Origin of the sequence: Rhodococcus sp. IEGM 1372 (assembly GCF_030056835.1) — a bacterium.
Taxonomy (GTDB): domain Bacteria; phylum Actinomycetota; class Actinomycetes; order Mycobacteriales; family Mycobacteriaceae; genus Rhodococcoides.
Window position 1 is genome coordinate 106,696 of the sequence record NZ_JASHKS010000008.1, and the last position, 25,652, is coordinate 132,347.

Annotated in this window: 26 protein-coding genes; 10 read left to right on the forward strand and 16 right to left on the reverse strand. The window is 64.9% G+C overall.

Annotated features, from left to right (window positions below):
* Positions 1-49 precede the first annotated feature (49 nt).
* Positions 50-1,378 (forward strand): cryptochrome/photolyase family protein, encoded by a 1,329-nt coding sequence (locus QM590_RS10655; RefSeq protein ID WP_269594841.1) that lies wholly within the window; start codon positions 50-52, stop codon positions 1,376-1,378.
* A 36-nt stretch (positions 1,379-1,414) separates the two neighbouring features.
* Here the strand turns inward: QM590_RS10655 and QM590_RS10660 are convergent, their stop codons facing one another.
* From QM590_RS10660 to QM590_RS10685, 6 genes are all read right to left on the reverse strand, one after another.
* Positions 1,415-2,317: a DMT family transporter gene (locus tag QM590_RS10660; protein ID WP_269594842.1), complete on the reverse strand. Its 903-nt coding sequence runs from the start codon at positions 2,315-2,317 to the stop codon at positions 1,415-1,417.
* A gap of 73 nt (positions 2,318-2,390) precedes the next feature.
* Entirely contained in the window at positions 2,391-4,247 is a 1,857-nt protein-coding gene (locus QM590_RS10665) for a propionyl-CoA synthetase (protein ID WP_269594843.1), read from the reverse strand.
* A gap of 47 nt (positions 4,248-4,294) precedes the next feature.
* Positions 4,295-4,825, reverse strand: a complete 531-nt coding sequence (locus tag QM590_RS10670) for a hypothetical protein (protein WP_269594844.1) — start codon at positions 4,823-4,825, stop codon at positions 4,295-4,297.
* Positions 4,822-6,069: a molybdopterin-dependent oxidoreductase gene (locus QM590_RS10675; RefSeq protein WP_269594845.1), complete on the reverse strand. Its 1,248-nt coding sequence runs from the start codon at positions 6,067-6,069 to the stop codon at positions 4,822-4,824. The genes QM590_RS10670 and QM590_RS10675 overlap by 4 nt, the downstream gene beginning before the upstream one ends.
* Positions 6,070-6,157: 88 nt before the next feature.
* On the reverse strand, positions 6,158-6,766 hold the full coding sequence (locus QM590_RS10680; RefSeq protein WP_411741324.1) for a TetR/AcrR family transcriptional regulator: 609 nt from the start codon (positions 6,764-6,766) through the stop codon (positions 6,158-6,160).
* The gene (locus QM590_RS10685; RefSeq protein ID WP_269594846.1) at positions 6,763-7,434 is read right to left on the reverse strand and encodes a class I SAM-dependent methyltransferase; all 672 of its coding nucleotides are present in this window, start codon (positions 7,432-7,434) and stop codon (positions 6,763-6,765) included. The genes QM590_RS10680 and QM590_RS10685 overlap by 4 nt, the downstream gene beginning before the upstream one ends.
* Positions 7,435-7,563: 129 nt before the next feature.
* Between QM590_RS10685 and QM590_RS10690 the strand changes: the two genes are divergently transcribed.
* Positions 7,564-7,995, forward strand: a complete 432-nt coding sequence (locus QM590_RS10690; protein ID WP_188078536.1) for a type III PLP-dependent enzyme domain-containing protein — start codon at positions 7,564-7,566, stop codon at positions 7,993-7,995.
* A 71-nt stretch (positions 7,996-8,066) separates the two neighbouring features.
* Here QM590_RS10690 and QM590_RS10695 read toward each other — a convergent pair whose 3' ends face one another.
* The 7 genes from QM590_RS10695 to QM590_RS10725 form a co-directional block, all read right to left on the reverse strand.
* The gene (locus QM590_RS10695; RefSeq protein ID WP_269594847.1) at positions 8,067-9,551 is read right to left on the reverse strand and encodes a carboxyl transferase domain-containing protein; all 1,485 of its coding nucleotides are present in this window, start codon (positions 9,549-9,551) and stop codon (positions 8,067-8,069) included.
* 24 nt (positions 9,552-9,575) lie between these two features.
* The gene (locus QM590_RS10700) at positions 9,576-10,775 is read right to left on the reverse strand and encodes an ABC transporter permease (RefSeq protein WP_269594848.1); all 1,200 of its coding nucleotides are present in this window, start codon (positions 10,773-10,775) and stop codon (positions 9,576-9,578) included.
* A complete protein-coding gene (locus QM590_RS10705) occupies positions 10,772-11,665 on the reverse strand; it encodes an ABC transporter ATP-binding protein (RefSeq protein ID WP_094669760.1) in 894 nt (297 codons plus the stop codon). The genes QM590_RS10700 and QM590_RS10705 overlap by 4 nt, the downstream gene beginning before the upstream one ends.
* Positions 11,666-11,681: 16 nt before the next feature.
* Positions 11,682-12,233, reverse strand: a complete 552-nt coding sequence (locus QM590_RS10710) for a hypothetical protein (RefSeq protein ID WP_269594849.1) — start codon at positions 12,231-12,233, stop codon at positions 11,682-11,684.
* Positions 12,234-12,235: 2 nt separating this feature from the next.
* Positions 12,236-12,766: a hypothetical protein gene (locus tag QM590_RS10715; protein WP_269594850.1), complete on the reverse strand. Its 531-nt coding sequence runs from the start codon at positions 12,764-12,766 to the stop codon at positions 12,236-12,238.
* Positions 12,763-13,035, reverse strand: coding sequence for a helix-turn-helix transcriptional regulator (locus QM590_RS10720; protein ID WP_032372936.1), 273 nt, complete (start codon positions 13,033-13,035; stop codon positions 12,763-12,765). Before QM590_RS10720 ends, QM590_RS10715 begins: the two co-directional genes overlap by 4 nt.
* A gap of 64 nt (positions 13,036-13,099) precedes the next feature.
* Positions 13,100-13,555, reverse strand: coding sequence for a MarR family winged helix-turn-helix transcriptional regulator (locus QM590_RS10725; protein WP_269594851.1), 456 nt, complete (start codon positions 13,553-13,555; stop codon positions 13,100-13,102).
* Between the two features lie 81 nt (positions 13,556-13,636).
* Between QM590_RS10725 and QM590_RS10730 the strand changes: the two genes are divergently transcribed.
* Positions 13,637-14,467, forward strand: a complete 831-nt coding sequence (locus QM590_RS10730; protein ID WP_269594852.1) for an alpha/beta fold hydrolase — start codon at positions 13,637-13,639, stop codon at positions 14,465-14,467.
* Between the two features lie 60 nt (positions 14,468-14,527).
* On the opposite strand, the gene QM590_RS10735 is transcribed toward QM590_RS10730, so the two are convergent.
* On the reverse strand, positions 14,528-16,159 hold the full coding sequence (locus QM590_RS10735) for an ABC-F family ATP-binding cassette domain-containing protein (RefSeq protein ID WP_269594853.1): 1,632 nt from the start codon (positions 16,157-16,159) through the stop codon (positions 14,528-14,530).
* A gap of 54 nt (positions 16,160-16,213) precedes the next feature.
* Here QM590_RS10735 and QM590_RS10740 point away from each other — a divergent pair, with 54 nt between their 5' ends.
* Both QM590_RS10740 and QM590_RS10745 read left to right on the forward strand, forming a co-directional pair.
* A complete protein-coding gene (locus QM590_RS10740; RefSeq protein ID WP_269594854.1) occupies positions 16,214-17,062 on the forward strand; it encodes an aldo/keto reductase in 849 nt (282 codons plus the stop codon).
* Positions 17,063-17,103: 41 nt separating this feature from the next.
* Positions 17,104-17,925 carry a uroporphyrinogen-III synthase gene (locus QM590_RS10745; protein ID WP_269594855.1) on the forward strand — a complete coding sequence of 274 codons (822 nt, stop codon included), beginning with the start codon at positions 17,104-17,106 and terminating at the stop codon, positions 17,923-17,925.
* On the opposite strand, the gene QM590_RS10750 is transcribed toward QM590_RS10745, so the two are convergent.
* On the reverse strand, positions 17,922-18,989 hold the full coding sequence (locus QM590_RS10750; RefSeq protein WP_269594856.1) for an NAD(P)-binding domain-containing protein: 1,068 nt from the start codon (positions 18,987-18,989) through the stop codon (positions 17,922-17,924). The two genes, QM590_RS10745 and QM590_RS10750, sit on opposite strands and share 4 nt — an antisense overlap.
* Positions 18,990-19,051: 62 nt before the next feature.
* Here QM590_RS10750 and QM590_RS10755 point away from each other — a divergent pair, with 62 nt between their 5' ends.
* The 3 genes from QM590_RS10755 (at position 19,052) to QM590_RS10765 (ending at position 21,980) form a co-directional block, all read left to right on the forward strand.
* A complete protein-coding gene (locus QM590_RS10755; RefSeq protein WP_094686727.1) occupies positions 19,052-19,783 on the forward strand; it encodes an enoyl-CoA hydratase in 732 nt (243 codons plus the stop codon).
* On the forward strand, positions 19,780-21,114 hold the full coding sequence (locus tag QM590_RS10760; RefSeq protein ID WP_269594857.1) for an ammonium transporter: 1,335 nt from the start codon (positions 19,780-19,782) through the stop codon (positions 21,112-21,114). Before QM590_RS10755 ends, QM590_RS10760 begins: the two co-directional genes overlap by 4 nt.
* Positions 21,115-21,305: 191 nt before the next feature.
* Entirely contained in the window at positions 21,306-21,980 is a 675-nt protein-coding gene (locus QM590_RS10765) for a DUF8020 domain-containing protein (protein WP_269594858.1), read from the forward strand.
* 73 nt (positions 21,981-22,053) lie between these two features.
* On the opposite strand, the gene QM590_RS10770 is transcribed toward QM590_RS10765, so the two are convergent.
* Positions 22,054-23,013, reverse strand: a complete 960-nt coding sequence (locus QM590_RS10770; RefSeq protein ID WP_269594859.1) for an alpha/beta fold hydrolase — start codon at positions 23,011-23,013, stop codon at positions 22,054-22,056.
* Positions 23,014-23,214: 201 nt separating this feature from the next.
* Here QM590_RS10770 and shbA point away from each other — a divergent pair, with 201 nt between their 5' ends.
* A complete protein-coding gene (shbA, locus tag QM590_RS10775) occupies positions 23,215-23,796 on the forward strand; it encodes an RNA polymerase sigma factor ShbA (protein WP_068051103.1) in 582 nt (193 codons plus the stop codon).
* Positions 23,797-23,911: 115 nt separating this feature from the next.
* The gene (locus tag QM590_RS10780) at positions 23,912-25,558 is read left to right on the forward strand and encodes a purine-cytosine permease family protein (protein ID WP_094686726.1); all 1,647 of its coding nucleotides are present in this window, start codon (positions 23,912-23,914) and stop codon (positions 25,556-25,558) included.
* Positions 25,559-25,652: the final 94 nt, after the last annotated feature.

Sequence of the window (25,652 nt, forward strand, 5' to 3'; positions counted from 1 at the left end):
TGAGAGCGGGCTGTGATTGCCGACCGCGTCGGTGGGTAAGACTGGAACCATGTCGCTCGTATGGTTTCGCCGTGATCTCCGTCTGGGGGATCTGCCCACACTCACCGCCGCTGCCGAGTCCGGAGATCCGGTGCTCGGGCTCTTCGTACTGGACGATCGTCTACTGAAGCCCTCGGGCGGGCCGCGCAAGGATTTCCTGTTCCGTTCGCTCGAAGCATTGAACGAGCAGCTCGACGGCCGGTTGATGGTGGTGCACGGCGACCCCGAGACCGTGGTCCCCAAGGTGGCGAAGGCGATCGGCACCGAGGATGTACACATCAGCGCCGATTACGGCCCGTACGGACGCGACCGAGACAAGCGCGTCGGCGAGAAGGTGACCCTGGTCGAGACCGGGTCCCCGTACGCGATCGCACCCGGGCGGATCGCCAAGAGTGACGGCGAACCGTACAAGGTGTTCACGCCGTACTCCCGGCAATGGCTGGAGCACGGGTGGCGCGGACCGGCCGACACGTCCGCGAAGACCGTGGAATGGATCGACCCGGACGAGGTGAAAGGCGTTCGGCGGGCGAAGATTCCCACCGAGAAAGAGGCGTCCGACGCGGCAGCCGGTGAAAAGGCTGCGTCGAAGCAGTGGAAGGAATTCCTCGAGGAGGTCTCGGCGTACGACGACGAGCGCAATCGTCCCGACCTCGACTCGACGAGCCGGATGTCGGTGCATCTGAAGTACGGAACCATTCATCCACGAACGATGCTGGCCGACCTCGGCAAGCTGCGCAGCGAAGGGGCAGCGTCGTATCGCAGGCAGATTTGTTGGCGAGACTTCTACGCCGACATCCTGTTCCAGCGCCCTGACAGCGCCCGAGAGAACTACGTCAAGAAGTTCGACAAGATCGAGATCGACTCGGGCAAGCACGCCGACGAGTTGTTCGAGGCCTGGTGCAAGGGCGAGACCGGCTTCCCGATCGTCGATGCCGGTATGCGGCAGTTGAACTCGGAGAAGTGGATGCACAACCGGGTCCGCATGATCGTCGCATCGTTCCTCGTCAAGGATCTGCACCTGCCGTGGTGGCGAGGTGCGCGCTACTTCATGCAGCATCTCGTGGACGGCGATCTGGCCAACAACCAGCACGGCTGGCAGTGGACCGCCGGAACGGGCACCGACGCCTCGCCGTACTTCCGCGTGTTCAACCCCATCACCCAGGGCGAGAAATTCGACCCCACCGGCGATTACGTGCGGCGCTGGGTGCCGGAGCTGCGAGGCGAAGAAGGAAAAGCCGTGCACACGTTGAAGTTCGGGCGACCCAAGGACTACGTGGAGCCCATCGTCGACCACAAACACGAGCGGGAAGTGGCGATCGCCCGCTTCAAGGCGCTGTGAGAGCTCAGCGCTCGAGCGGAGCCTGCGGAGTGACCCCTATCTTCTGCGGGACAACCCGACTCCCACGAGACAGATCACTCCGCCCACCACAGCGAGGTAATGCGGAACCTCGCCCAGTAGCAACCAGGCCAGTGTGATGGTGATCGGCGGAACGGCATATGTGGTGATGCCGAGCTTGCCTGCGTTCATTCGCGTCAACGCGTAGGCCCAGGTGCTGAACGCCAGGGCTGTCGGTACCAGGCCGAGGTAGATCAATCCGCCTGTGGCACCGGCAGAAGCGGACCCGAGGTCGTCGAGCAGCGCCGGTGCGAACGGCAGCGTGCACACTGCGCCGATGGTGCAGGCCATCCACGTCACCTGAAGTCCGGGGATGGTGCGCAGCACCGGTTTCTGGCTGAGCACTCCGACGGCGTAGGTCACCGCGGACACCAGACACAGTGCGATGCCCAGGAAGTCAGCGTCTGTCTTGGTCGTGGACGTGGTGGTGACGGCAGTGACGACACCGACCATCACTGCCCCGGCGAACGCGATGCCCGCTCCGATCACCAACCACTTCGGAAAGCCCTCGCCCAGAAGCAGACCCGCGAACAGGGCGACCAGAATCGGACCGATCTGAATGATCATCGACGTCGTGCCGGCGTCGACGCGTTGCTCGGCGGCATTGAGGGCGACGTTGTAGATACCGAACCAGAAGACGCCGATGCTGATGATCTGCAGCCACTGCGTGCGGTTCGGCTTGACCCACTGCCTTCTGACCAGAACGATCGCACCGAGCGCGACGGATCCGATGAGCAACCGGCCCAATGCGAGCGGACCGGCTCCGAAGGATTCGCCGACGCCGCGAATCGCCACGAAGGCCGAGGCCCACGAGATCACCGTGACGGTGACGGCTCCGAACGCAAGCCAATCCACCGCGGGACGGGTGTCGAGATCTGTCATGTCGACGACGCTATCGCGCGGGAGACTCCTGTGGCGCGCGGGTTTCGGCCATGGTTGCTCGTATTGCCGCCGCCTATCTGCCGAGCAGCTTCTCCAGTGCGTCGAGGACTGCCGGATCCTCGATGGTCGACGGCACGCCGTATTCCTCACCGGCGACGATCTGCCGCATCGTTTTCCGCAGGATCTTGCCCGAGCGGGTCTTGGGCAGGGCTCCGACGATCGTCACGTCGCGGAACGTGGCGAGGGCACCGATCTGATCGCGGACCATGGCCACCAGTTCGGTGCGCAGTTGTTCCTCGGTGATCTGCTCGCCGGCCTTGAGTACCACGTACCCGCTGGGGCGTTGGCCTTTGAGGTCGTCGTGGATGCCGATCACCGCGCATTCGGCCACGGCGGGGTGACCGGCGAGCACGGCTTCCATCGACCCGGTCGACAGACGGTGGCCGGCGACGTTGATGACGTCGTCGCTACGGCCGAGGACGTAGACGTAGCCGTCGGCGTCGATGTAGCCCGAATCGCCGGTGAGGTAGTACCCGGGGAACGTATCCAGATACGAACGCTGGAAACGTGATTCGTCGTTCCACAGCCCCACCAACGCGCCCGGTGGCAGCGGCAGCTTCACGACGATGTTGCCCTCGGTGCCTGCGTCCACCGGATTGCCCGAGGCGTCGAGGATACCGACCTGGAACCCCGGCACCGGCACCGTCGGCGAGCCCGACTTGATCGGAAGTGGTTCCAGACCGCGAAGATTGGCGCAGATGGCCCACCCGGTTTCGGTCTGCCACCAGTGGTCGACCACGGGCCGGTCCAGGGTTCGCGAAATCCATTCGTACGTATCGGGATCGAGACGCTCACCTGCGACGAAGAGTGTCTCGAGCGACGAGACGTCGTACTTCTCGAGCTCGGCCGCATGGGGATCGACCTTGCGGATGGCGCGCAGTGCAGTCGGCGCCGTGAACAGGGCACGGACGCCATGATCCTGGATCACCCGCCAGAACGCGCCGGCATCGGGAGTCCCGACGGGTTTGCCCTCGTACAGAACCGTTGTGGCACCGGCGAACAGCGGCGCATAGACGATGTACGAGTGCCCGACCACCCAGCCGACGTCGGACGCGGTCCACATCACCTGACCGGCACCCACGTCGTAGATGTTGCGCATCGACCACGTCAGCGCGACGGCATGACCGCCGTTGTCGCGCACCACACCCTTGGGCTTACCGGTCGTACCCGAGGTGTAGAGGATGTAGAGCGGATCGGTTGCCAGCACCGAAACCGGTTGTGCGGCGGTGGCGTCGGCGATGAGGGAGTCCCAGTCCAGCCAGTCGTGACTGCCGGGGATTCCCTCACGGGTCTTGACGATCACCGCCGGTACCTTTGCGGTCGTCAGGGTCAGGGCGCGCTGCACCAGCGGCAGATATTCGATGACGCGACCCGGCTCGAACCCGCCGCTGGCGGTGATCAGCAGGACCGGCTCGGCGTCGTCGATTCGCGCTGCCAGCTCCTTGGCTGCGAAGCCGCCGAACACCACCGAATGCACTGCGCCGAGTCGAGCGCACGCGAGCATCGCGACGACCGCCTCGGGGATCATCGGGAGGTAGATCACCACGCGGTCGCCCGGTCCGACGCCCTGCTCACGCAGCACACCGGCGAATCGAGCGACGTGGTCGAGAAGTTCGGCGTAGGTGTAGCTGCGGGTGAGTCCGAGCATCGCCGAGTCGTAGATCAACGCGGTCCGGTCGCCGTGTCCGGCGTCGACGTGCCGGTCCAAGGCGTTGTAGCACGTGTTCAGGCGGGCCCCGGGAAACCAGTGAGTGCCGTCGAACGCGCTGGTGGGAGGGGTGTCCCAGTCGACTCCCGCTGCGGCGTCGAGCCAGAATTGCTCACGGTTGTCGATACTATCGTCGAAGGCCTGTCGATACTCGCCACTCATGTTGTGGAGCGTAGTTCGGGGCTGCGTGGTGCGGGCCGGGTTGCGCACTACCGGCGACGACCGGCGGGATCCCGTCGACCGGCGGTCGTTGCGTGCAACCGTGCCCGGTGCACGTCAAGATCGCGTCGACGCCTCTGCCGAAGTATTTCGCGGCCGCCGTAGAACGCTGCGCTGGCCGCGAACATCCCCGCTACCAACAGCAGCCATCGCATTGCGTACGGCTCCTGTGTCTGACCCGTGGCGGCCTCGTACGTTTCGCTCCCGTGGGCGAAGATCCCCGGTGCGAAGAGCAGCAGGCTCAGACCCGCCCCGAGCGCGGGGATGCGGACTGCGTTGACGAACCTGCCCAGACGAGCGACCAGCGTCCGGTCCAGCACGGCGTACAGCGGAAACAGGATCGCATCGTGCACCACCGCTGCCCCGACGAACCAGAGTCCGATGGACTGCCACCACGTTTCGGTGTTCCACAGGGCCGGGAAGCCGATCGTCAGGACGACCGCGCCGGCCAGGGCGAGGCAGCAGGCCGTGACCGCGAGATGCAGCGGTCCTGCGCCGTACCTGGCTCGAAACGTCGTCATGCTCGCTCCTCGAAGAATTCGACGGACTCGATCCACTTGGTGGCGTGCACTCCGGGTATCGCCGGCATCATGATGCGAGCGGGATAGCCGTGATCGAGGGACAGGTCGGCCCCGTTCACTTTCAGTGCGAGAAGTGAATCCGGATGCATCATCTGGTGTCCTCCCAAGGTGACGCGGTTGAACGACCCGACGGGTTCGAGCGACCGCACCTCACCGGTATCGACGGCATCGACACCCACGAGTGCCGCCAGATCTCGCAGCGGAACTCCGGTCCACGTCTGAACCGTCGACCAGCCCTCGACGCAGGAAATCGGGAGTTCGACGGTGTGCAGATCCATCTGCTCGAGTTGAGCTCGGGTGAGTACTACCTCGGTACCGCCGGCCAGTACGGTCAGCCGCCACGCATCGCCTGTCTGCGCATCGGTGACGCCTGCGGACTGCGCGGTACGGTTTATCTGGAAGTCGTTGGGGCCGTCGCCGTACGAGCGTCCGCGAGGCAGCAGTATCGCCGCTGAGCGCAGTGGTCCGCCCGTCGTCTGCCCAACGCTGAGGACCGCGACGAACAGTGCGCTACCGCCCACGAGTGTGAGAGCTCCGCGTCTGCTGATCGTCGCCGGAGCGGGATCGGTTGCAGCAAGCCCTGATTCGTCGTCGGCATCGGGCACCGTGTCAGCGACTCGAATGCGCATCAATTCCAGGAACGGCCGCGTTCTCAACGCGGTCACCATGGTCGGCAGCTTGAGCGCCACGTGGGCGACGAAGCCGGCGACGAACACCCAGGCGCCCCAGTAGTGGGCGGTGTAGAAGCTGAAGCCGAAGATGTAGTCGTACTGAATGTTCAGCACACCGGTGATGATCTCGAAGAGGATGCCACCGACCAACGCCAGCAACGAGATTCGCTCGAGAAGGTGCGCGACACTGCGAACCGGGGGCATCTCGATCAGTTTCGGGATCACCGACCACAGCTTGGCGAGCACGATCGGCACCATGACCAGTCCCAGTCCCACATGCAGGCCCTGGGTGAGCCGATAGAGCCAGGCAGGCTCGGTCGGCCAGTCGAACGACGGAATTCGTAGCCACCCGACGTCGCCCGGCATGGCCTGGCCGAACTGGGGGCCGTATGCGGCCCAGGAGATGAAGCCGGTGATCGTCACGATCGGCAGGGCGACGAGCAGGACGGACGCCAGGACCGACGTGAACCAGACGCCACGGATCGGGCTACGGAACGTGGGAAGTCGCTGCATTCTGGTTCCCGTCTCCAATTTTGTACCCAGTAGTACAAACTGTGAGGTCGAGGTTAGCGCACTTCGGGCCCGTTCGCCAGGGTCGGTGTCAGTGTCGAGTCCGACGGCGACGGACCGCGGCTACGGCCGCGTCCAGAGTGTCGCGCAGCGGTTGCACATCGCCCGCGATGCGGGCGATCAACATTCCGCCCTGAAGCGACGCGATCAGCGTGGCGGCAGTTGCGGCCGGATCGGTCGACACATCGAGTTCCCCGCGGTCGACCATGCGGCGAAGCCCCTGTTCGAGCGGCTGTTCCCAGCGTCGGAACGCGGCATGAAGGCTGGGGACGAACGCCGCGTCGTTCTTGAGTTCTGCAGCGAGCGAACCGAGGGGGCACGAGAACGGGCCCCCTGGTTGTTCGTGATTGCGGACGATCTCGGCGGCCCATGCGTCGATGTCCTCGAGGCTGTCGATGTGGGCCAGGCGCGGCTGGGCGGCCAGGACGCGTTCGAGCTGACGTGCAATCACGGCTTCCACCAGGTCCGACTTGTCGGAGAAGTAGTGATAGAGCTGCGATTTTCCGGTTTCGGACGCGGCGAGTACGTCATCGAGAGTCGTTCCGGCGACGCCGTGGGTGTACATCATCGACGCGGCCGCATCGACGATCGCCGCCCTGGTTCGTCTGCCCTTGGCTGTTCTCGGCAGTTCCTTGCTCACGGGTCTCCGACTCCTCGGTCGATGCTGTGAACAGCGAGTTCGATGAACACTCGTCCGTTCGATTCGACAGTCCGACGGACCCGCAGGCCCGCCGTGACCGCCAGCGCGTACAGCGCGCTCGCGCCCACGCTGGCCCAAGTGAACCATTCGCCCACGCAGTCGTCGGTCTCCCATCGGACCGTTCGATTCCGATCGTCGACACCCGACGCGGAATCCACTTCGACGACGGCCGTGCCGGTCTCGTGCAGCAGCGAGCGAACCGTCCTCAGAAGTGCAGCCGGGTCACCGCCGATGCCGATGTTGCCGTCCGCGAGCAGTACGTGTGACCACTGGCCCGCCCCCGGTATCGCGCAGAAGATGTCCTGCTGCAACGCGAGACCGCCGCGATGGTTCGTCATCTCCACAGCGACCGAGGACGTATCGACTCCCAGCGCGGGAACGCCGGCGCGGGTGAGAGCTTCGGTCAAACGCCCTGGTCCACAGCCGAGGTCGAGGGTGGGGCCGGTGCAGAAAGCGATCGAGGCTTCGTCCGCCCTGATGTCTTCGATCGTCGAATGGGTTCCGCCCATCCAGCGCGCGATCGGAAGTTCGGTGCGGCGGCCGTCGTGATCGGTGATCCACGAGGGCAGGCCGGCTCGGCCGCGGCGGTAGACGTCGTCTGCAATCACCCGACTGAATGTACCAGTGGGTACAGTAGAGGGCATCGCGAGCCGAAGTCGTCAAATTTCCTGCCGGTGCCGTCAAGATTGCGTCAACACCTCTGTTCGACGCCACCTCGCGGCGCAAGACTGCTTCTCATGACACTTCTCGACATGCTTCCGTCCCTCGGTGCCGCCTACGTTGCGCGGTGCGATCCAGCGCTCTGGCCTGCCGACACGCACTGTGTGTGCGGCCGGATCACCGTCGACGGCGTTGCGTTGGAGGACCTGGCCGATGCGCAGGGCACGCCGGTGCAGTGGGGCTCGATTCTGGTGACGCGGGTGCGTTCGGTGATCGCCGGCGAGGTGGGCGTCGACGCCGAGTTCGGGGATCTGCGCCAGGCCGTGGTGGTCAACCGGCATTCGGTGGGCGCGGTGGTCAAGGTCGACGTGCACGGCCCGGGTCGACGGTGCGTCAGTCCGGTGGAGTTGCCCGCCGATCTCCGTGCCGGCGACGTACTTGCGCTCGTGACCTCGCAGGTGCACGGCGGAGCCTGCGGTCGTTCCGCAGGCTCCACTCCGGTCTCGTAGCAGGGGTCGAGGCGGGAGCGGAGCCTGCGGAACGACCCGAAGGCACCTCGCGCACATGCGGCGGAGCCGCTCTATCCGAGATTGCGGTAGCGGCCGAGTCTGTTTCGAGTCCGGGTGGCGGGATCGACGATCGACAGCGCGTGCAGTTCCCGGACGATGGCGTCGGCGATGCGGCCGGAGAACGCGGCGGGCTCGTCGGCCGCATCGGGCAGTTCGGGAACGATGGCGTCGACGATGCCATCGCGCAGAAGATCGACCGACCTGATGCCTTGGGCCTCGGCCATATCCGGAGCGTGAGCGGTGTCGCGGTGCACGATGGCACTGGCACCCTCGGGCGGAAGCGGTGCGAGCCAGGCGTTCTGGGCGCACAGCACCCGGTCGGCGGGGAGAAGCGCGAGCGCTCCACCGCCGGTGCCCTGGCCGAGCAGAACCGAGACGGTCGGGGTATCGACGGTGACGAGATCGGAGATCGAGCGCGCGATCTCGGGTGCCAGGCCACCTTCTTCGGCTTCCTTGGACAGTGCCGCCCCGAAGGTGTCGATCACCAGCACCAGCGGTAGGCGCAGTTCCTCGGCGAGGCGCATGCCGCGTCGCGCTTCTCGCAGTGCCGCCGGACCCATGGTGGCGGTGGCGGTGCTGCTGCTTCGGTCGTTGCCGAACAGGACGCAAGAGATCCCTCGGATTCGGCACAGCGACAACAGAATCGACGTATCGGCCTCGCCCTGACCGGTGCCGCTCAGTGGAACGTGTTCGCTGGCAGCGTGTTCGATGAGTTGCCGAATGCCGGGGCGATCCGCGCGACGGGAGGACTGCACCGAATGCCAGGCAGACTGCTCCGGTATCTCGGCCGGCTCATCGCCGGTGAGATCGGGCCACACGGTGGCGTCGAGGATCACTCGAAGTGTGCGAATCAGTAGGTGACGCAGGTGATCCAACGGCACCACGCCATCGATGACGCCGTGCTGATAAAGATTCTCGGCGGTCTGCACCCCGTCCGGAAAGGGCTTGTCGTACAACGCCTGATAAACGCGCGGGCCGAGAAATCCGATGAGCGCACCGGGTTCGGCGACGGTGACGTGGGCCAACGATCCCCAGGACGCGAACACGCCGCCGGTCGTGGGGTTGCGCAAATACACCAGGTACGGCAGGTGCGCCGCCTTGTGCGCGGTGACGGCGGAGGCGATCTTGACCATCTGCACGAAGGCCAACGTTCCCTCCTGCATGCGCGTGCCACCGGAGGTGGGGGAGGCGATGAGCGGCAGGCCCTCCGCGGTGGCGCGCTCGATGGCGGAGGTGATGCGCTCGGCCGCAGCAACGCCGATCGAACCGGCGAGAAACGCGAACTCGCACGCGATCATCACCACGCGCCGGCCGTCGATGGTGCCCTCGCCCGTCAGCACCGACTCGTCGACCCCGCTCTTTTCCCGCGCCTTCGCGAGGTCGCGCTGATAGGAGTCGTTGGGGTGAACATCGACCGGCTCGGAGTCCCAGGACACGAACGATCCGCCGTCGAGAACGGAATCGAGAATCTCGGCGGCGGATGTCCGTGGGCTCATGTCGGGGAGCCTACGCAGCGAACCCTAGCGAGCAAACGCTTCCTTCCACGAGACGGTCTTGCCGATCCGGAGAATGGATCGCTGGTAGATCTTGGCTGCACCCATCGCGAGGATCGCGGTGGTGACGATCATCAGGACTGCCGATCCGACGATCTGAACCGGCGAGGTCACTCCGGCCGCGATACGCAGCGGCATCATGATGGCGGAGAACGGAGGAATCCAGCTCAAGGTGTTGGCCAGGGTGCTCTCCGGGTCGCTGACGGAATAGAACGCTGCGAAGAACATCGCCATGATCAGGATCAGGAGCGGCATGGTTGTCGAATTGACGTCCTCCTGCCGCGAGACCATCGACCCGCCGGCCGCGTAGAGCACCGCGAAGAAGGCAAATCCCAAGATGAACCACGCCAGCGTTGCCGCGAAGACGCTCACCGCGGCGCCGGTGACCGTCAGGACGCCTGTACCCAATCCCGCTCCTACACCGGCTATTCCGTACAGGGCGAGCTGCAGAATGCCGACCGCACCGATACCGAGAATCTTTCCCCACAGCAACTGCAGGGGGCGGACGGTGGAGAGCAACAGTTCGACCACGCGTGAGGACTTTTCCTCGACGACGCCCATCGCGACGTACATGCCGAAGCCGATGATCTGGGCATATAGCAGGAACACTGCGGACAGCGCCAGAGCGGTCCGCTGACCGGCTTCGGGATCCGGCGGATCGATTGCGTCGACGGTGACTGTCGCGGCACTCGTCGCTGCCCCGAGTTCGTTCTGATCGACACCTTGTTGCGCCAGTGCAGTATTCGTTGCCTGCGTCGCTACACTACCTTCGACGACAGCCCTCAACGTTCCGGTCAGATCGGACTCGGTGACGGCGGTGTACGCACCCGCGGTTCCGTCCGGAATCAATGCCACGTCGAGATCCCCGGATTCGACGCCGCTGCGTGCGGCTGCCGCGTCGGCAACGTCACGGACCTCGACGGGGCTGCCGACAGCGTCTCCGGTCGCCTCCAATACCGTTGCAATGGACTGGTCTCCGGCGACGCCGATGACGTCGCGCTCTTCGTCGCCGCTGCCGGAGAAGATCGAGAACGCGATGATGCCGCCGACGATGACGGCCAGAATGATCACGTTACTGATGACGAAGCTCTTCTTCATCACCTGAACGGTGAACTCGCGCTTGGCTATCAAAGACACTGCGCTGAAGGAGTTCAGTTGGGAGCTCATGCCACTACCGCCTCTCGGAACAGGTCGCTCAGGGAAGGTTTCTGGATGGAGAAGTCGTGTACCGGACCGGTCGCCAGTGCGGCTCGGAGGACTTCTTGATCGTCGGCCCCGGGTGCCAAGCCCAGGACTGTGACGCCGTCGCTGTGGCCGAGGGTGCTCACCCCGGCGATGCCCGACGCCCATCCGGGTGCCGCGTGCGGTGCATGGACGCGCAGTTGCGCATCTCCCGATCCGCGTAGCTCGTCGACGGTACCGACGGCCTTCATCGAGCCGGCGGCGATGATGCCGACGCGATCGCACAGACGTTGCACCAGGTCGAGCTGGTGACTGGAGAACACCACCGGCACTCCGGCAGCGGCTTTTTCGCGCAGCACCTCGCTCATCACGTCGACGGCGATGGGGTCGAGTCCGGAGAACGGCTCGTCCAGTACCAGCACTGCGGGGTCGTGCACCAGCGCGGCCGCCAACTGCACCCGCTGCTGGTTGCCCAGGCTCAGGGCGTCGACGGTGTCGTTGACCCGCTGGTCGATGCCGAGGCGTTCGGTCCAGCGGATCACCGCAGCCTTCGCGTCCTTGGACGACAGGCCGTGCAGTTCGGCCATGTACGCCAACTGCGGGCCGACCTTCATCTTGGGATACAGGCCGCGCTCCTCGGGCATGTAGCCGATGGTGCGGCGGACGTCGAGGTCGACGGGCTTGCCGCCCAACAGAACTTGGCCGGAATCCGCCGACAGAACGCCGAGCGCGATGCGCATCGTGGTGGTCTTGCCAGCACCGTTGCTGCCGACGAAACCGAACAGCTCGCCGGGCCGGACGTCGAAGCTGAGGTTGTCCAGGGCGATCTTGTCGCCGTACTTCTTGGAAACGGAGTCGATCGTGAGGGTGCTCATGGTGCCCTTTCGGTCGTTACTTCGGGTCGAAATCTTCGGTGTCTTCGAGTTCGGGGTCGGGGGTGATCCAGGCGAGAATCATTGCGGGGGAGCAGATACCGGCCAGCAATGCCGCCAGGGTCCAACCGCCACCCGCGTAGGCGAGGCGAGGCATCTCGTCGTTGGCCGTCGACAGAAAGATGGACGCGAACGCTGCCGCCATCACCAGGGTCTGCGTGATGGTGAGGCCGATGGAGCGAGCCTCGTTGCGTTGCTGTACTTCCCACTCGTCCAGTGCTCCGACCGGAGCGTCGCCGTGCCTTCCGGAGACCGTCTGCAGCGCCGTCCAGATCGGAAGGAACAGCAGAACGGCCGGTATCCATGCGATTGCTGCCCACTCGACGAAGAGGCTGGTAATGCTGATGACGAAGAAGGAGAAGAGAACGACGGACAGCGCGACAACGAGGATTCGACGTCGATGCTGTGTCCGCCAGGCGGGCAGCCAGTGCCTTGTCTTGGCGTCGTTCTCGAGGAATCGCCGCGTGCGATACGCCTGGTAGCGGGTGAGAATGTCGGTGCGTTCGCTCATTGTCAGCCGTCCTCGGGGTCGGGGTCGGGAGTGGTCCATGCGAGAAGCATTGCGGGAGTGGCACCTCCAGTGCTCAAAGCGGTCAGCATCAGTGCGCCGCCGGAGATCCCGAGATTCGTTGCCCCGAAAATCGATCCGAGGAACAGGTACGCCGCGGCAGCGGTGCCCAACACCTGAGTAACCGTCAGGCCGATGGATCGGGCCTGGTTGCGGAGCTGGACTTCGAGCTCGTCGAGCGCTTCCACCGGTGCTTCGGCGCGCCGATTGGACACGATGCCGAGGACGATTGTCGCGAACGCGAACACGATGTAGCAGATTCCCCAGAATCCGATCGCCCACTCGAACAGCGGGTCCGACAGTGCGAAGCCCGCGGAAGCTGTGAGCAGCACCAGAAGGATGGTGACGAAAGCTCGGCGTCGTTTCTGGACTCGCAATCCCGGCAGCCAGTTCGCATAGGTCTTTTCGTTCTCCAGAAACACTTTCGTCCGGGCTTCCTGATATCTACTGAAGATGCTGGGACTGTGCGTGTTCATCGGTCCTTCTCCCTTCGGAAGAGTTCGGCGGAGAGTGGTCCGAGTTCGGTGCGCGAGAACACTGCTTCGATCGGCAGATCGAAGACGTCGCAGATGCGCATCGCGAGGTCGAGGCTCGGGTAGTGGTCGCCTCGTTCGAGGGCGCCCACTGTCTGGGGATTCACTTCGACGAGTTCGGCCAGTTGCGCGCGGCTCATCTTCCGTTCTGCCCGCAGAACACCCACCCTGTTGAAGATCGGGAGCGCGGTACCGCGCTTGACGGGGCTCATGACAATGAAGTGTTGTATAAACCCAACGATCTGTCAACGGTTAATAACAGATTGCTTCCGTTGACTACGTTGCCTGTTGGTCCCGGGCGTCGGCAACGATGGCGCGCATCGTCGTCAGAAACTCGTCGATCGTTGCCCGCTGGTCGGGGGTGAAACGCGCGAGTTCGTCGACGGCCCGACCGATGACGGGGCCGAAGAACGTCGTGCCGAGTTCGGCTGCATGTTCGGTGACGCGTAGCAGTACTCGCCTGCGATCGGATGGGTCGGGTTCGCGTAGAACCAAGTCTCGCTTGGTCATTCGATCGATCAGGGCGGTAACAGATGCGGATTCCAGACCCAGTTGCGCGCCGAGCCAGCCGGGTGTGGCACGCGTTCCGGCTCGGTCTGCATCCAGCAGGCAGATCATCGCGCGGATGTCGGTCGGGTGAAGTGAGTGCTTCTGGGCGAAGCCTGCGCCGAGGAGATCGAGCTCGACGGTGAGTGCTCGCAGCTCATGCACGGCGGCGACAGGTTCGGTCATGTGCTGATCCCTCGGGAGATGCTGGACGAGCGGTCTCTTTATTGTCTACTATCTCGATCATCGAGAGAATAGAGGGTTGTAATGTCGCTGGACGAATTCTTCTCCGCCTACGACCGGGTGCTGCTGAAGTGGCCGGCAGATACCCAAGCCATCGACGTGAAGACGGTGCACGGCACCACGCGAATCAACGCCTGCGGACCCGCCGACGGCCCGGCGCTGGTGCTGCTACCGGGGGCGGGTGCGACGTCCACCGTGTGGTTCGCCAACGTCGAGGCACTCTCGCAGCACTATCGGGTGTACGGGGTCGACATCATGGGCGACGTCGGGCGCAGTGTTCCAGGTGACCATCCCATCGACTCCGTGGACGAGCTGCTGAACTGGGTGACGGCGGTTCTCGATGCACTGGACCTTCGAACTGCGGCACTCTGCGGACATTCATACGGCGCGATGATCGCCCTGGCGTTCGCTCTGCGCAACGAAAGCCGCGTCGACGCACTCACACTCCTCGATCCCAATTCCTGCTTCGGCTCCATGAGCCCGCGGTACCTGCTGCATGCGCTGCCGATACTGCTGCGGCCCAACGAAAATCGGCAGCGCCGCTTCGTAGCGTGGGAGACCGCTGGCCTGGCTTTGGATTCCGACTGGCTCGACGTCCTCGCGCTCGGGGCCGCACATTTCCCGACGGCAAAGACCATCGTTCCGAAGCGGCCGAAGCCTGCTGCGTTCGAGGGCTTCGATGTGCGCACCACCGTGGTCCTCGCAGGGAAAGGGAAGGTGCACAATGCCGCTTGCATCGAATCGGCTGTGCATGCCGTTCTGCCGACGGCGAGGACCGTAGTGCTCGAGAACGCCACCCACCACGGGCTGCCGATGCATCCTGCCGCCGACGTCAACGAAATTTTGCTCAGTTGATGAAAATCGGGTGCAGCTGACCGCGCTCACCGCGGTCAGCTGCACCCGATTCAGTGCGATCTACTTCTCGCTCAGCTGTCCAGCGTTCATCGTCCAGTGGCGAGTGCTGCGAACAGTGTCGAGCATTCTGCGATCGTGGGTGACCAGCAGCAGTGTTCCCTCGAAGTTCTCCATCGCACGTTCGAGTTGTTCGATGGCAGGCAGATCGAGGTGGTTGGTCGGCTCGTCGAGTACCAGCAGGTTGACTCCGCGGGCCTGCAGCAGCGCGAGTGCCGCGCGGGTTCGCTCACCGGGCGAGAGAGACGACGCCGGCCGCAGTGCATCGTCGCCGCGTAGCCCGAATTTGGCCAACAGTGTGCGGACCTCGGCGTCGGGCCACTCGGGAACGGCCGCGCTCAAGGCGTCGGACACTGTTCCCTCGCCGACGAAATATGCTCGTGCCTGATCGATTTCACCGACCGCCACACCCGAACCCAACGATGCCGAGCCCTCGTCCGGGTCCAACCGGCCCAACAGCACCGACAACAACGTCGTCTTGCCGGAGCCGTTCGGTCCGGTGATCAGAATTCGATCGCCCCACTCGATCTGCGTCGTCACCGGGCCGAAGGTGAACCCGGATCGCCGGACAATGGCACCGCCCAGAACAGCGACGACAGTGCCACTGCGTGGAGCCGCCGCAATCTCCATCCGCAGCTCCCACTCCTTGCGAGGCTCCTCGACCACCTCGAGTCGCTCGATGCGCCGCTGGGTCTGACGGGCTTTCGCGGCTTGCTTCTCGGTCGACTCGGCGCGGGTCTTGCGGGCGATCTTGTCGTTGTCGGTGGCCTTCCGGCGTGCATTGCGCACCCCCGACTCCATCCAGTTCCGCTGCATCTGCGCCCGAGACTCCAACGCGGACTTGGTGTCTGCGAACTCGTCGTACTTTTCCCTGGCGTGCTGGCGCGCAATCTCCCGTTCCGCCAGATAGGACTGGTAGCTGCCGTCGTACACATCGATGCGCCGCTGCGCCCGATCGAGTTCCACTATTCCCGTCACCGTCCGCGCCAGGAATTCACGATCGTGACTGACGACGACGATCGCCGCCCGCGTCGCGACGACGAACTGCTCCAGTTGCTCGAGTCCCGCCAGATCGAGGTCGTTGGTGGGCTCGTCGAGCAGCAGGATGTCGTAGCGAGCGAGCAGAATCGCGGCGAGCCCCGCGCGGGCAGCCTGCCCACCCGACAGCGCCGTCATCAGCGCAGACCCGTCGACATCCAGACCGAGATCCGCGAGAACCTTCGCCGTGCGCTCCGCCAGATCCGCGCCGCCGAGTGCCAGCCACTTCTCCAACGCGGGGGTGTAGAGGTCCTCGTCACTCGAGCCCAACGCCTCGGCGGCTGCGTTCATGGAGGCTTCGGCCGCCGTGACCCCGGTACGTCGACCGAGGAAGTCCAGCACCGTCTCCCCGGCGATCCGCTCGGGCTCCTGCGCCAGATATCCGACGGTCGCGTCGGGCGGGCTGGTGTAGATCTCGCCCTCGTGATCGGCCGTCCCCACCCCCGCGAGCAGGGTCAACAACGTCGACTTGCCTGCACCGTTCGCTCCGACGAGCCCGATCACATCACCCTCGGCAACCGTCAGATCGAGTCCGGAGAACAGGGTTCGATCGCCGTGAAAAGCGGCGAGATCATCGATACGAAGCGTTGCGGTCACACCGAAACACTAAGGGGCGGGAACAACACCACCCCACCCACCGTTGCCATTCGTATGACGTATTCAGCCGAGACCAGTACTGTCCCGACCATCGTGCTCAACGACGGCACGTCCATTCCCCAGCTGGGGTTCGGTGTGTGGCAGGTGCCCGACGACGGTGCGCAGGCCGCAGTGACCGAGGCGCTGAAGGTCGGCTACCGCAGCATCGACACCGCCAAGGTGTACGAGAACGAGACCGGCACCGGCCGCGCAATCGCAGAGTCCGGCATCGCCCGTGACGAGCTGTTCATCACCACCAAGCTGTGGAACGACGATCAGGGCTACGACTCCACTCTGAAGGCATTCGACGCGAGCATGGATCGCCTCGGACTCGAGTACCTCGACCTGTACCTCATTCACTGGCAGCAGCTCGACCGCGACAAGTACATCGACACGTTCAAGGCGTTCCAGAAGCTCAAGGCCGACGGCCGCATCGGCTCCATCGGCGTCTCCAACTTCACCATCCCCACCCTGGAGAAGCTGATGGATGCCGTCCACGAGGTGCCGTCGATCAACCAGGTCGAGCTGCACCCGCGGTTCGTCCAGGAGGAGCTGCGCGCGTTCCACACTTCGAAGGGCATCGCCACCGAGGCCTGGAGCCCGCTCGGCTCGGGCACCATTCTCGACGAGCCGGTGTTCGCGAAGATCGGTGACACGCACGGCGTCACTCCGGCCCAGGTCATCCTGCGCTGGCACATTCAGCTCGGCAACGTGGTGATCCCCAAGTCGGTGACCCCGAAGCGCATCGCCAGCAACTTCGACGTGTTCGGCTTCGAGCTCAGCAACGACGAGATTCAGCAGATCAACGCGCTGGACTCCGCCGACGGCCGCACCGGCCCGGACCCGGACAAGTTCAGCAGCTGACCTGTCACATTCCGGGCACGTCGGGGGCCTAGTCTGTACCCATGTCCGATTCGCTCGCAGGCAAGACCGTTGCCCTCACTGCCGAGCGACGTGCAGACGAACTGGCCACCATGCTCGAACGCCGCGGCGCGAACATCGTTCACGCCGCGGCGATTCACGTTCTGCCCCTGATCGACGACTCCGATCTGAGGTCCGCCACCGAGGGCATCGTCGAACGCCCACCGCAGATCGTCGTGATCAGTACCGGCATCGGTTTTCGGGGCTGGCTCGACGCGGCCGCCGACTGGGGCATGCGCGAAGAACTCGTGACAGCGCTGGGTCACACGCGAATCCTTGCCCGAGGTCCCAAGGCGCGCGGGGCAATTCGTGGCACGGGGCTCCGCGAGGAGTGGTCGCCGGCCACCGAGGCCTCGCAGGAAGTCTCCGATCATCTCGAGGCCGAGGGTGTTGCCGGGGTGGACATCGCAGTTCAGCTGCACGGGGTGATCACCGAGTGGGAGCCGACCATTCACCTCAGTGATGCGCTGACCGAACTCGGCGCGCATGTCCGACCGATCCCGGTGTACCGCTGGATTCGCCCCGCGGATCAGGCTCCACTGGTCGACCTGTTGGAACAGATCATCGAGAATCGGGTGGATGCGGTGACGTTCACCAGCGCCCCCGCGGTGGCGTCCCTGCTCTCGACCGCCAAGGACAACGGCATGCTCGACGCCTTCCTCGACGCGCTTCGAGGACCTGTCGCCGCGATCTGCGTCGGGCCGGTGACGTCGGCACCGTTGGATGCGTTGGGCGTTCCGACCTCGATGCCGAGCCGGGCGCGACTGGGCGCGCTGGCGAAATTCGTGACCGAGCGGCTGGGTTAGTCCAAGGTCTCGAGCAGTTCGGTCACCGCGGCTCGCCCGGCTCGGTTCGCCCCGATCGTGCTGGCGGACGGCCCGTAGCCGAGCAGGTGTACGCGATGGTTCGCGGCCACGCGGGTGGTGAGCCTGCCGTCCATGACGATTCCGCCGCCGTGTCCGCGCAGGCGCAGCGGAGCGAGGTGGTCGAGGGCGCTCCGAAAACCGGTGGCCCACAGGATCACATCGGCGTGCTGAGTCGACCCGTCCTCCCACACCACCGAATCTTCCGTGATGGACGAGAACATCGGCTTGCGTTCCAGAGCCCCGCGTTTCTGGGCGGCAGCCAACGACGGCGTCAGCAGCAGTCCGGTCACCGAGACGACCGAGCCGGGTGGCAGGCCCGCCCGCACACGTTCCTCGACCATGGCGACGGCCTTGCGGCCGGCATCGTGATCGAATTCGCTGTCCCGGAACACCGGTGGTCGACGCGTCACCCATGTCGTGGACGTGACCTGCGAGATCTCGTCGAGCAGTTGGACGGCCGAGATGCCGCCGCCCACCACGACGACGTGCTTGCCTACGAACTCGTCGGCCGTCCGATAGTCCTTGGTGTGCAGTTGCCTGCCTGCAAAGGTCTCGGCTCCGTCGTAGTGCGGAACGAACGGCTTCTCCCACGTGCCGGTCGCATTGATCAGCCCCTCGGCCATGACGACGGTCTCGCCGGCCTCGACCCGGAATCGGGGTTCCCGATCGCACACGACGGTCACCGTGACGGGGCGTCGAACATGCAGTTCGAAGCGGTCCTCGTACTCGCGGTAGTACCGGGGAACGGCGTCGGCGGCGGCGATGGTCTCGGCCGGCTCGTCTCCGAGCGTGTCCGCGAAGGCCATACCGGGCAGGTCGTGGACTCCGTTGACGGTGCTCAGCGTCAGCGAGGGCCAGCGGAACTGCCATGCGCCGCCCGGCCCGGGGGAGCGATCCAACATCACGAAGCCCTCGCCTGCGGTGAGTCCGGTGCGGTGCAGGTGATAACCGGCCGAGAGTCCGGCTTGGCCGGCGCCGATGACGGCGACCCGAGTGTCGATCATGGAGACCAGTAGATCAGGCCCCGCACTGTCATTTTCTGTACTGGTGGGTAACCTCTGCTCTCGTGATCGGACTCTCTCGTGACGGCGACGTCGTCACCCTCGAACTGCAGCGGCCGGATCGACGGAACGCGTTGAACTCCGAGTTGTGCCTGGCGGTGCATCGCGGAGTCGAACAAGCCGAGCGTGACGGCGCGCGGGTCGTGGTCGTCACCGGCCAGGGCACCAGCTTCTGTGCGGGTGCCGACCTGACGGGGGACGCGTTTCCCGAGCACTTCGGGCAGATCCTCGAAGAGATGCTGACGGCAATCCAGCGGACCTCGATTCCGGTCGTGGCCGCGGTGAACGGACCGGCCGTCGGTGCCGGCACACAGTTGGCTGTCGCGTGCGATCTGCGAGTCGTTGCGCCGGGCAGCTTCTTCGAAATACCGTCGACCCGGCTCGGCATCGCGGTGAGCAACTGGACCATCCGGCGGTTGGCCTCGCTCGCGGGCGGCGGTGTTGCGCGCACCATCCTGCTCGGCGGTGAGCGGGTGTACACCGAGCAGGCGTTCACCTGCGGGCTGGCGAACAAGCTCGGCGACCTGGACGTCGCAACACAGTGGGCGCAGTCGATCACCGAACTCGCTCCCTTGGCGTTGCGTCACCTCAAGCTCGTCTTCAACGACGATGGAGCACAGGATGTTCCGACGCCGGAGCAGGTCGCTGCGTTCGAGGCCGCGTGGAGCAGCGAGGACATGAAAGAAGCGCGCCGCGCACGATCCGAGAAGCGCAAGCCGAAGTTCGTGGGACGGTGATCGCCGGCGCGCCCGATGCGGGCGATACGGCGTGGCTGCTGACCAGTACCGCGCTGGTGCTGCTGATGACTCCCGGCCTGGCCTTCTTCTACGGCGGCATGGTGCGCTCGAAGAGTGTGCTGAACATGATGATGATGAGTTTGTCGGCGATCGCAGTGGTGTGGCTGCTGTGGTTGGCGTTCGGGTTCTCGATGGTGTTCGGCGACAACGTGATCGGCGGGTGGATAGGAAACCCGTTGCAGTACGCCGGTTTCGAGGGTCTGCTGGGTGGGGTGTACACCTCGGCCGCAGGGACGGTGTCGATTCCGTTGGTGGGAACCGTTCCAGCACTGGTGTTCGCGGCGTTCCAGGCGGGATTCGCGATGGTGACGGTGGCGCTGATCTCCGGTGCCGTCGCAGACCGAATGCGATTCGTACCCTGGGTACTGTTCGCGGCGCTGTGGTCCACACTCGTCTACTTTCCGGTGGCGCACTGGGTGTTCTCGCTCGACGGCCTCACCAGTGAGTTCGGTGGGTGGATCACCAACAAGCTCGGTGCCATCGACTTCGCCGGCGGAACTGCGGTGGAGATCAACGCCGGTGTCGCCGGCCTCGTTCTCGCGCTCGTGGTCGGCAAGCGGCGTGGTTGGCCGCGAGATCCCATGCGCCCGCACAACCTTCCGGCCGTCATGCTCGGAGCCGGGTTGCTGTGGTTCGGTTGGTTCGGCTTCAACGCGGGATCGTCGTTGGCCGCGGACGGTGTCGCCGCGGTGGCTCTGGTGAACACGATGGGTGCCGGAGCGATGTCCATGGCGGCGTGGCTCGTCGTCGAGAAGCTGCGGGACGGCCATGCGACGTCGTTCGGTGCGGCCTCGGGCGTCGTGGCCGGGTTGGTGGCCATCACACCCTCGTGCACGGCGGTCACCCCCATCGGCGCCGCGGCGATCGGCATCGCGTCGGGTGCGCTGTGTGCCCTGGCCATCGGCCTCAAATACCGCTTCGGCTACGACGATTCGCTCGATGTCGTCGGTGTGCACCTCGTCGGCGGCATCGTCGGCACGCTGATGATCGGACTCGTGGCCAGTGCGCAGATGCCGGCAGGCGTGGACGGTCTGTTGTACGGCGGCGGGCTGCACCAGCTGTGGGTACAGGCGGTCGCGGTGGCTGCGGTGTTCGCCTACTGCGCCGTCGTCACCACCGGCATCGCGTTCGCGATCAAGGCTGTCATGGGAGTGCGCGCCGACGCGCAACACGAAGCCGACGGTCTCGACGAGCACGAGCACGCCGAGTCCGCCTACGACTTCGGGGTGAGCCACGGAGGCAGCAACAAGCCGGGTCTTTTCGGTAAGTAGAGACAACCCGCGCGTGTCGTTTACGAACGGTTTGGACTTCGAAACCCGTTCTGTCCCTTATGAGTCGATGCGCGCAATCGTTGTTCGATTCGACCCCGATCGTTCATCTTCGGTTCTCCTGACCCGCGTGTTCCACCCATAGTTTTTCGCTGCTCGCATCGAGTGATGGACACGACGAAAGACTGAGGAACATGAAGCTGACTCGATTCGCGGCAACGTCCGCATTGGTCATTGCAGCGATGACGACCGCCATGGGCACCGCCTACGCGGATCCGGCACCGGCTCCCGCCGCTGCCGTCGGGTGGAACGTCACCCAGGCCGGCAACCAGGTCCTCGTCGACACGACGGCCGGCACCCTGAGCAACGAGGACAACCACCTCGTCGTCCGCGACGCCAACGGTGTGCTGGTCGACTCGGTGCCGTTGGCCATTGCCGCAGACGGCTTCTCGCACCCCGTCGCAGCCGTCATCGACGGAAACCACGCCACCCTGACCGCCGACGCCTCACCTGCCGCGGCAACCCCGGTCTCCGCCTCTCTCCCGGGTCTGCAGCAGGTCGACCTGCCCGCCGCAGTCTCCGGCGTCAAGGACAACATCAGCCTGTCCGCTTCGGTCGGTGGATTCCTCGGAGCCGCAACCGGTCTGGTCACCGGTTGCTTCCTCGGAGCCATCGCCGCCGGCACCGTCTCCGCGCCTGCCCTGCTGCTCTTCGGTGCAGCACCGGTAGCCGGATGCGTCGGCGGCGCACTGCTTCTCGGCTCGGGTGCTTCGCTCGCCGGAACCGCCATCGGTGGTCTCGGTGCCGTCGCCGGCAACGCAGGGCAGTTCATCCAGCTCCTCAACGCTCCTCCCGCCGTCAAGAAGTAACTCTCGTACAGCAGTGCTGTGGCCCGCATCGGATCCTCCGTTGCGGGCCACAGTCGTCGGCAGGTTCTTGTCGCTAGCGAGCCAGCGCGAGATCTCGCACGTGTGCACGGCGAGCCGCCGTCACGAGTTCGACGACGGCATCGGCCACTTCGCGGGCCCGTTCCAGGATCACCATGTGCCCGGCCTCTGCGACGCACACCAGGCGAGCGTCGGGCAGATGTTCGGCAATGGTTTCCGAGTGACGCATCGGTGTCATCAGGTCGTCCGAGCCGCACAAGACCAGGGTGGGGATCGAGGCGAGAGCAGCCAGGCCGGCCACCTCGTCGAGACCTCGGAATGCCCCGAGGAAGCCGGCCAACGTCACGATGGACGTCTCGCCCAGCATTGCCGTCGCCAGCGTCACCACCCTCGGACCGACTCTTCGGGATCCGCATCCCGCGGTCCTGACGATGGGTGCCCACACGCCGGGACTGAGTCTCTTGGCACCCGACATCAGTCGAGGGGCGCGTCGAACAGCGGCCTGGAACACCGACACCGCGGGATGCGCGAGGGCACTGCCGAGTCCGTCGTCGGTGATTCCACCCGCCGACGTCGCGATCAAACCGACTCCGACCAGGCGCGTGCCGATGGCCTCCGGGTTCTGACGGGCGTAGGAGAGCGCCGTCATTCCCCCCATCGAATGGCCGACGACGACGAACGGTCCCGACGGGACCATCGCACGGATGACGTCGGCCAGGTCCTCACCGAGCTGATCGATGGTGCAGCTCTCCGGCGCGGCCGCACTCGACTCCCCGTGCCCGCGGTGGTCGTACATCACGATCCGCACATCGTCTCCCCAGGCGTGTTCCACCTGTGCACGCAGGTCGGTCCACGACTGCATCCGCAGGCAGTGTCCGTGCACGAACACCGCGGTCAGTGGCGCATTCGGATGCCCGAACTCGCGAACCGCCAGCGCGGTGCCGTCGCCGGCAGCGACGGTGCTGCGGCGACCGACCTGATGGCTCTGCTCGCTGGTGGTCTCGTTGGTATTCATGGGCGGCGCTCCGCGGGTGTGAGTGTCACGTGCTGCGACGACGGTGTTGTCCGGTACTTCGCTTCGTCGACACACCGTGTTACCTGAATCACAATTTTTGTTCGGTGTGGTACCCGTTCGGACCAAGCCGGGTGGGAATCGGCACCGAAGTACTGGTGAGCGTTCAGGAGAGGACGCGCGTTGCCAGTGAGGAGATCGGCCATGAGTTTCGGCATGGACAGGCTCGAGGACGTTGTGCCCCGCGCCGTTGCGGGAGATCGACTCGCTCTCGAACAGGTGCTGGTGTTGATCCAGCCACCGGTTCGCCGATACTGCGCAGCTCGCATCGGGAATCTCGACGTCGCCGCGGACGATGTGGTGCAGGAGGTCTGCCTCGCACTGGTCACCGCCATTCCCAAGTACCGCGACATGGGGAAGCCCTTCATGGCGTTCGTGTACGGGATCGCCGCGCACAAGCTGGCCGACGCAGGTCGTAAATCGGTTCTGCGACAGTCGTTCTCGATCGACGAGATGCCGGAGGAGCAGTCCACCGATGCCGGGCCGGAGCAGCTCGCGCTCGGCGACGAACTGCGTAGCCACACCCAGGCATTGATGGACACCCTGCCGACGAAGTACCGCAAGATCATCCTGATGCGAGTCGTGTGGGGAATGACGGCACCGCAGACCGGCGAAGCACTCGGAATGACGGCCGGAGCCGTGCGAGTGGCCCAGCATCGCGCGATGAACATGCTGCGCGCCGAGCTGTCGAACTTCTCGCTGCTGGCGGCGCGCGCCGTCGCCTGACAAACCTCGCCAAAGCGGGACTCCGGGGCCGAATGTCCGAATCGCCGGACTGAGTAACCGGAGCTACATCTTTCCAAGACATAGCGGCAACGTGGCGGTTCTACGTTGTTGATCCATGACCGCCGTACAGCCTGCGCCGACAGACACCGCGCTGAAAGAGACGCTCGAGGACTACACGCTGCGCTTCGCGCCGCGTAGCTACCGCAAGTGGGGTACCGGTGTCGTCGCGACGTCAGCGCTCGGCGGCATCGCGTATCTCGCGGACTTCGCCATCGGTGCCAACATCGGAATCTCCTACGGAACCGGCAACGCGCTCTGGGGCATCCTGGTGTTCGCCGTCGTCATCTTCCTGACCGGGCTCCCGCTCGCCTACTATGCCGCCCGCTACAACATCGACCTCGATTTGATCACGCGGGGAAGCGGTTTCGGCTACTACGGGTCGGTGGTCACCAACGTCATCTTCGCGACGTTCACGTTCATCTTCTTCGCGCTCGAAGGCTCGATCATGGCGCAGGGACTCGAACTCGGCCTGGGCATCCCGTTGCCCATCGGCTACGCGGTGTCCACGATCATGGTCATCCCGCTGGTCATCTACGGCATGAAAGCCCTTGCCAAGCTGCAGGTCTGGACCACCCCACTGTGGCTGGTGCTGATGGTGCTGCCGTTCGTCTACCTCGTGTTCAGCAATCCCGATTCGGTCGGCGAGTTCTTCGCCTACGGCGGTCAGGACGGTGCCGACGGCAAGGGGGTCAACATCGGATCGGTGATGCTCGCGGCCGGCGTGTGTCTGTCGCTCATCGCGCAGATCGCCGAGCAGATCGACTACCTGCGTTTCATGCCGCCCAAGACTCCCGAGAATTCCCGACGCTGGTGGACCGCAGTGCTTCTCGCCGGTCCGGGCTGGGTCATCTTCGGTGCGCTCAAGCAGGTCGTCGGACTGTTCCTCGCCGTGTACCTGATCGCCAACGTGGTCGACGGATCCACCATAGCCAACGAGCCGGTGCACCAGTTCTTGGAGATCTACGAGAACTTCATGCCGGGCTGGCTCGCCATGACCCTTGCGGTGATCCTGGTCGTCATCAGTCAGATCAAGATCAACGTCACCAACGCGTATTCCGGGTCGCTGGCGTGGACCAACTCCTACACCCGCATCACCAAGACCTACCCGGGTCGCATGGTCTTCGTGCTGTTCAATCTCGCGATTGCGCTGATCCTGATGGAAGCCAACATGTTCAGCTTCCTCAACGACATCCTCGGCTTCTACGCCAACTGCGGTATCGCGTGGATCGCCGTGGTGGCGTCGGACATCGTCTTCAACAAGTACATCCTGAAGCTCTCACCCAAGGTCCCCGAGTTTCGACGTGGCATGCTCTACAACATCAATCCGGTCGGCTTCGGATCGATGGCGGCGTCGGCCATCCTGTCGATTCTGGTGTTCTTCGGCGCATTCGGACCGGCGATCAAACCGTACTCGCCGATCGTGGCTCTCGTTCTCGCACTGATACTTCCGCCCATCCTGGCGGTGGCCACCAAGGGCAAGTACTACCTGCGGCGTACCGATGACGGCATCGATCTGCCGATGTTCGACGAGCACGGCAACCCGTCCGACGCACTCGTGATGTGCCACGTCAGCGGAATGGAATTCGAGCGACCCGACATGATCGCGTCCAACGTGCCCGGGCCCAACGGGGAGAAGCAGTACATCAGTTCACTGTCGCTGAGCACCGACAAGACGGGGGAGCACATCCTGCCCCCGCAGTAGCGACTTCGTCGCAGGTGAGTGGAAACTCGTAGTGGGGCCCGGGCGGATTCGAGCGGTGGTCGCAACGGGCCTGATCATTAGGGATGTTTGCGAT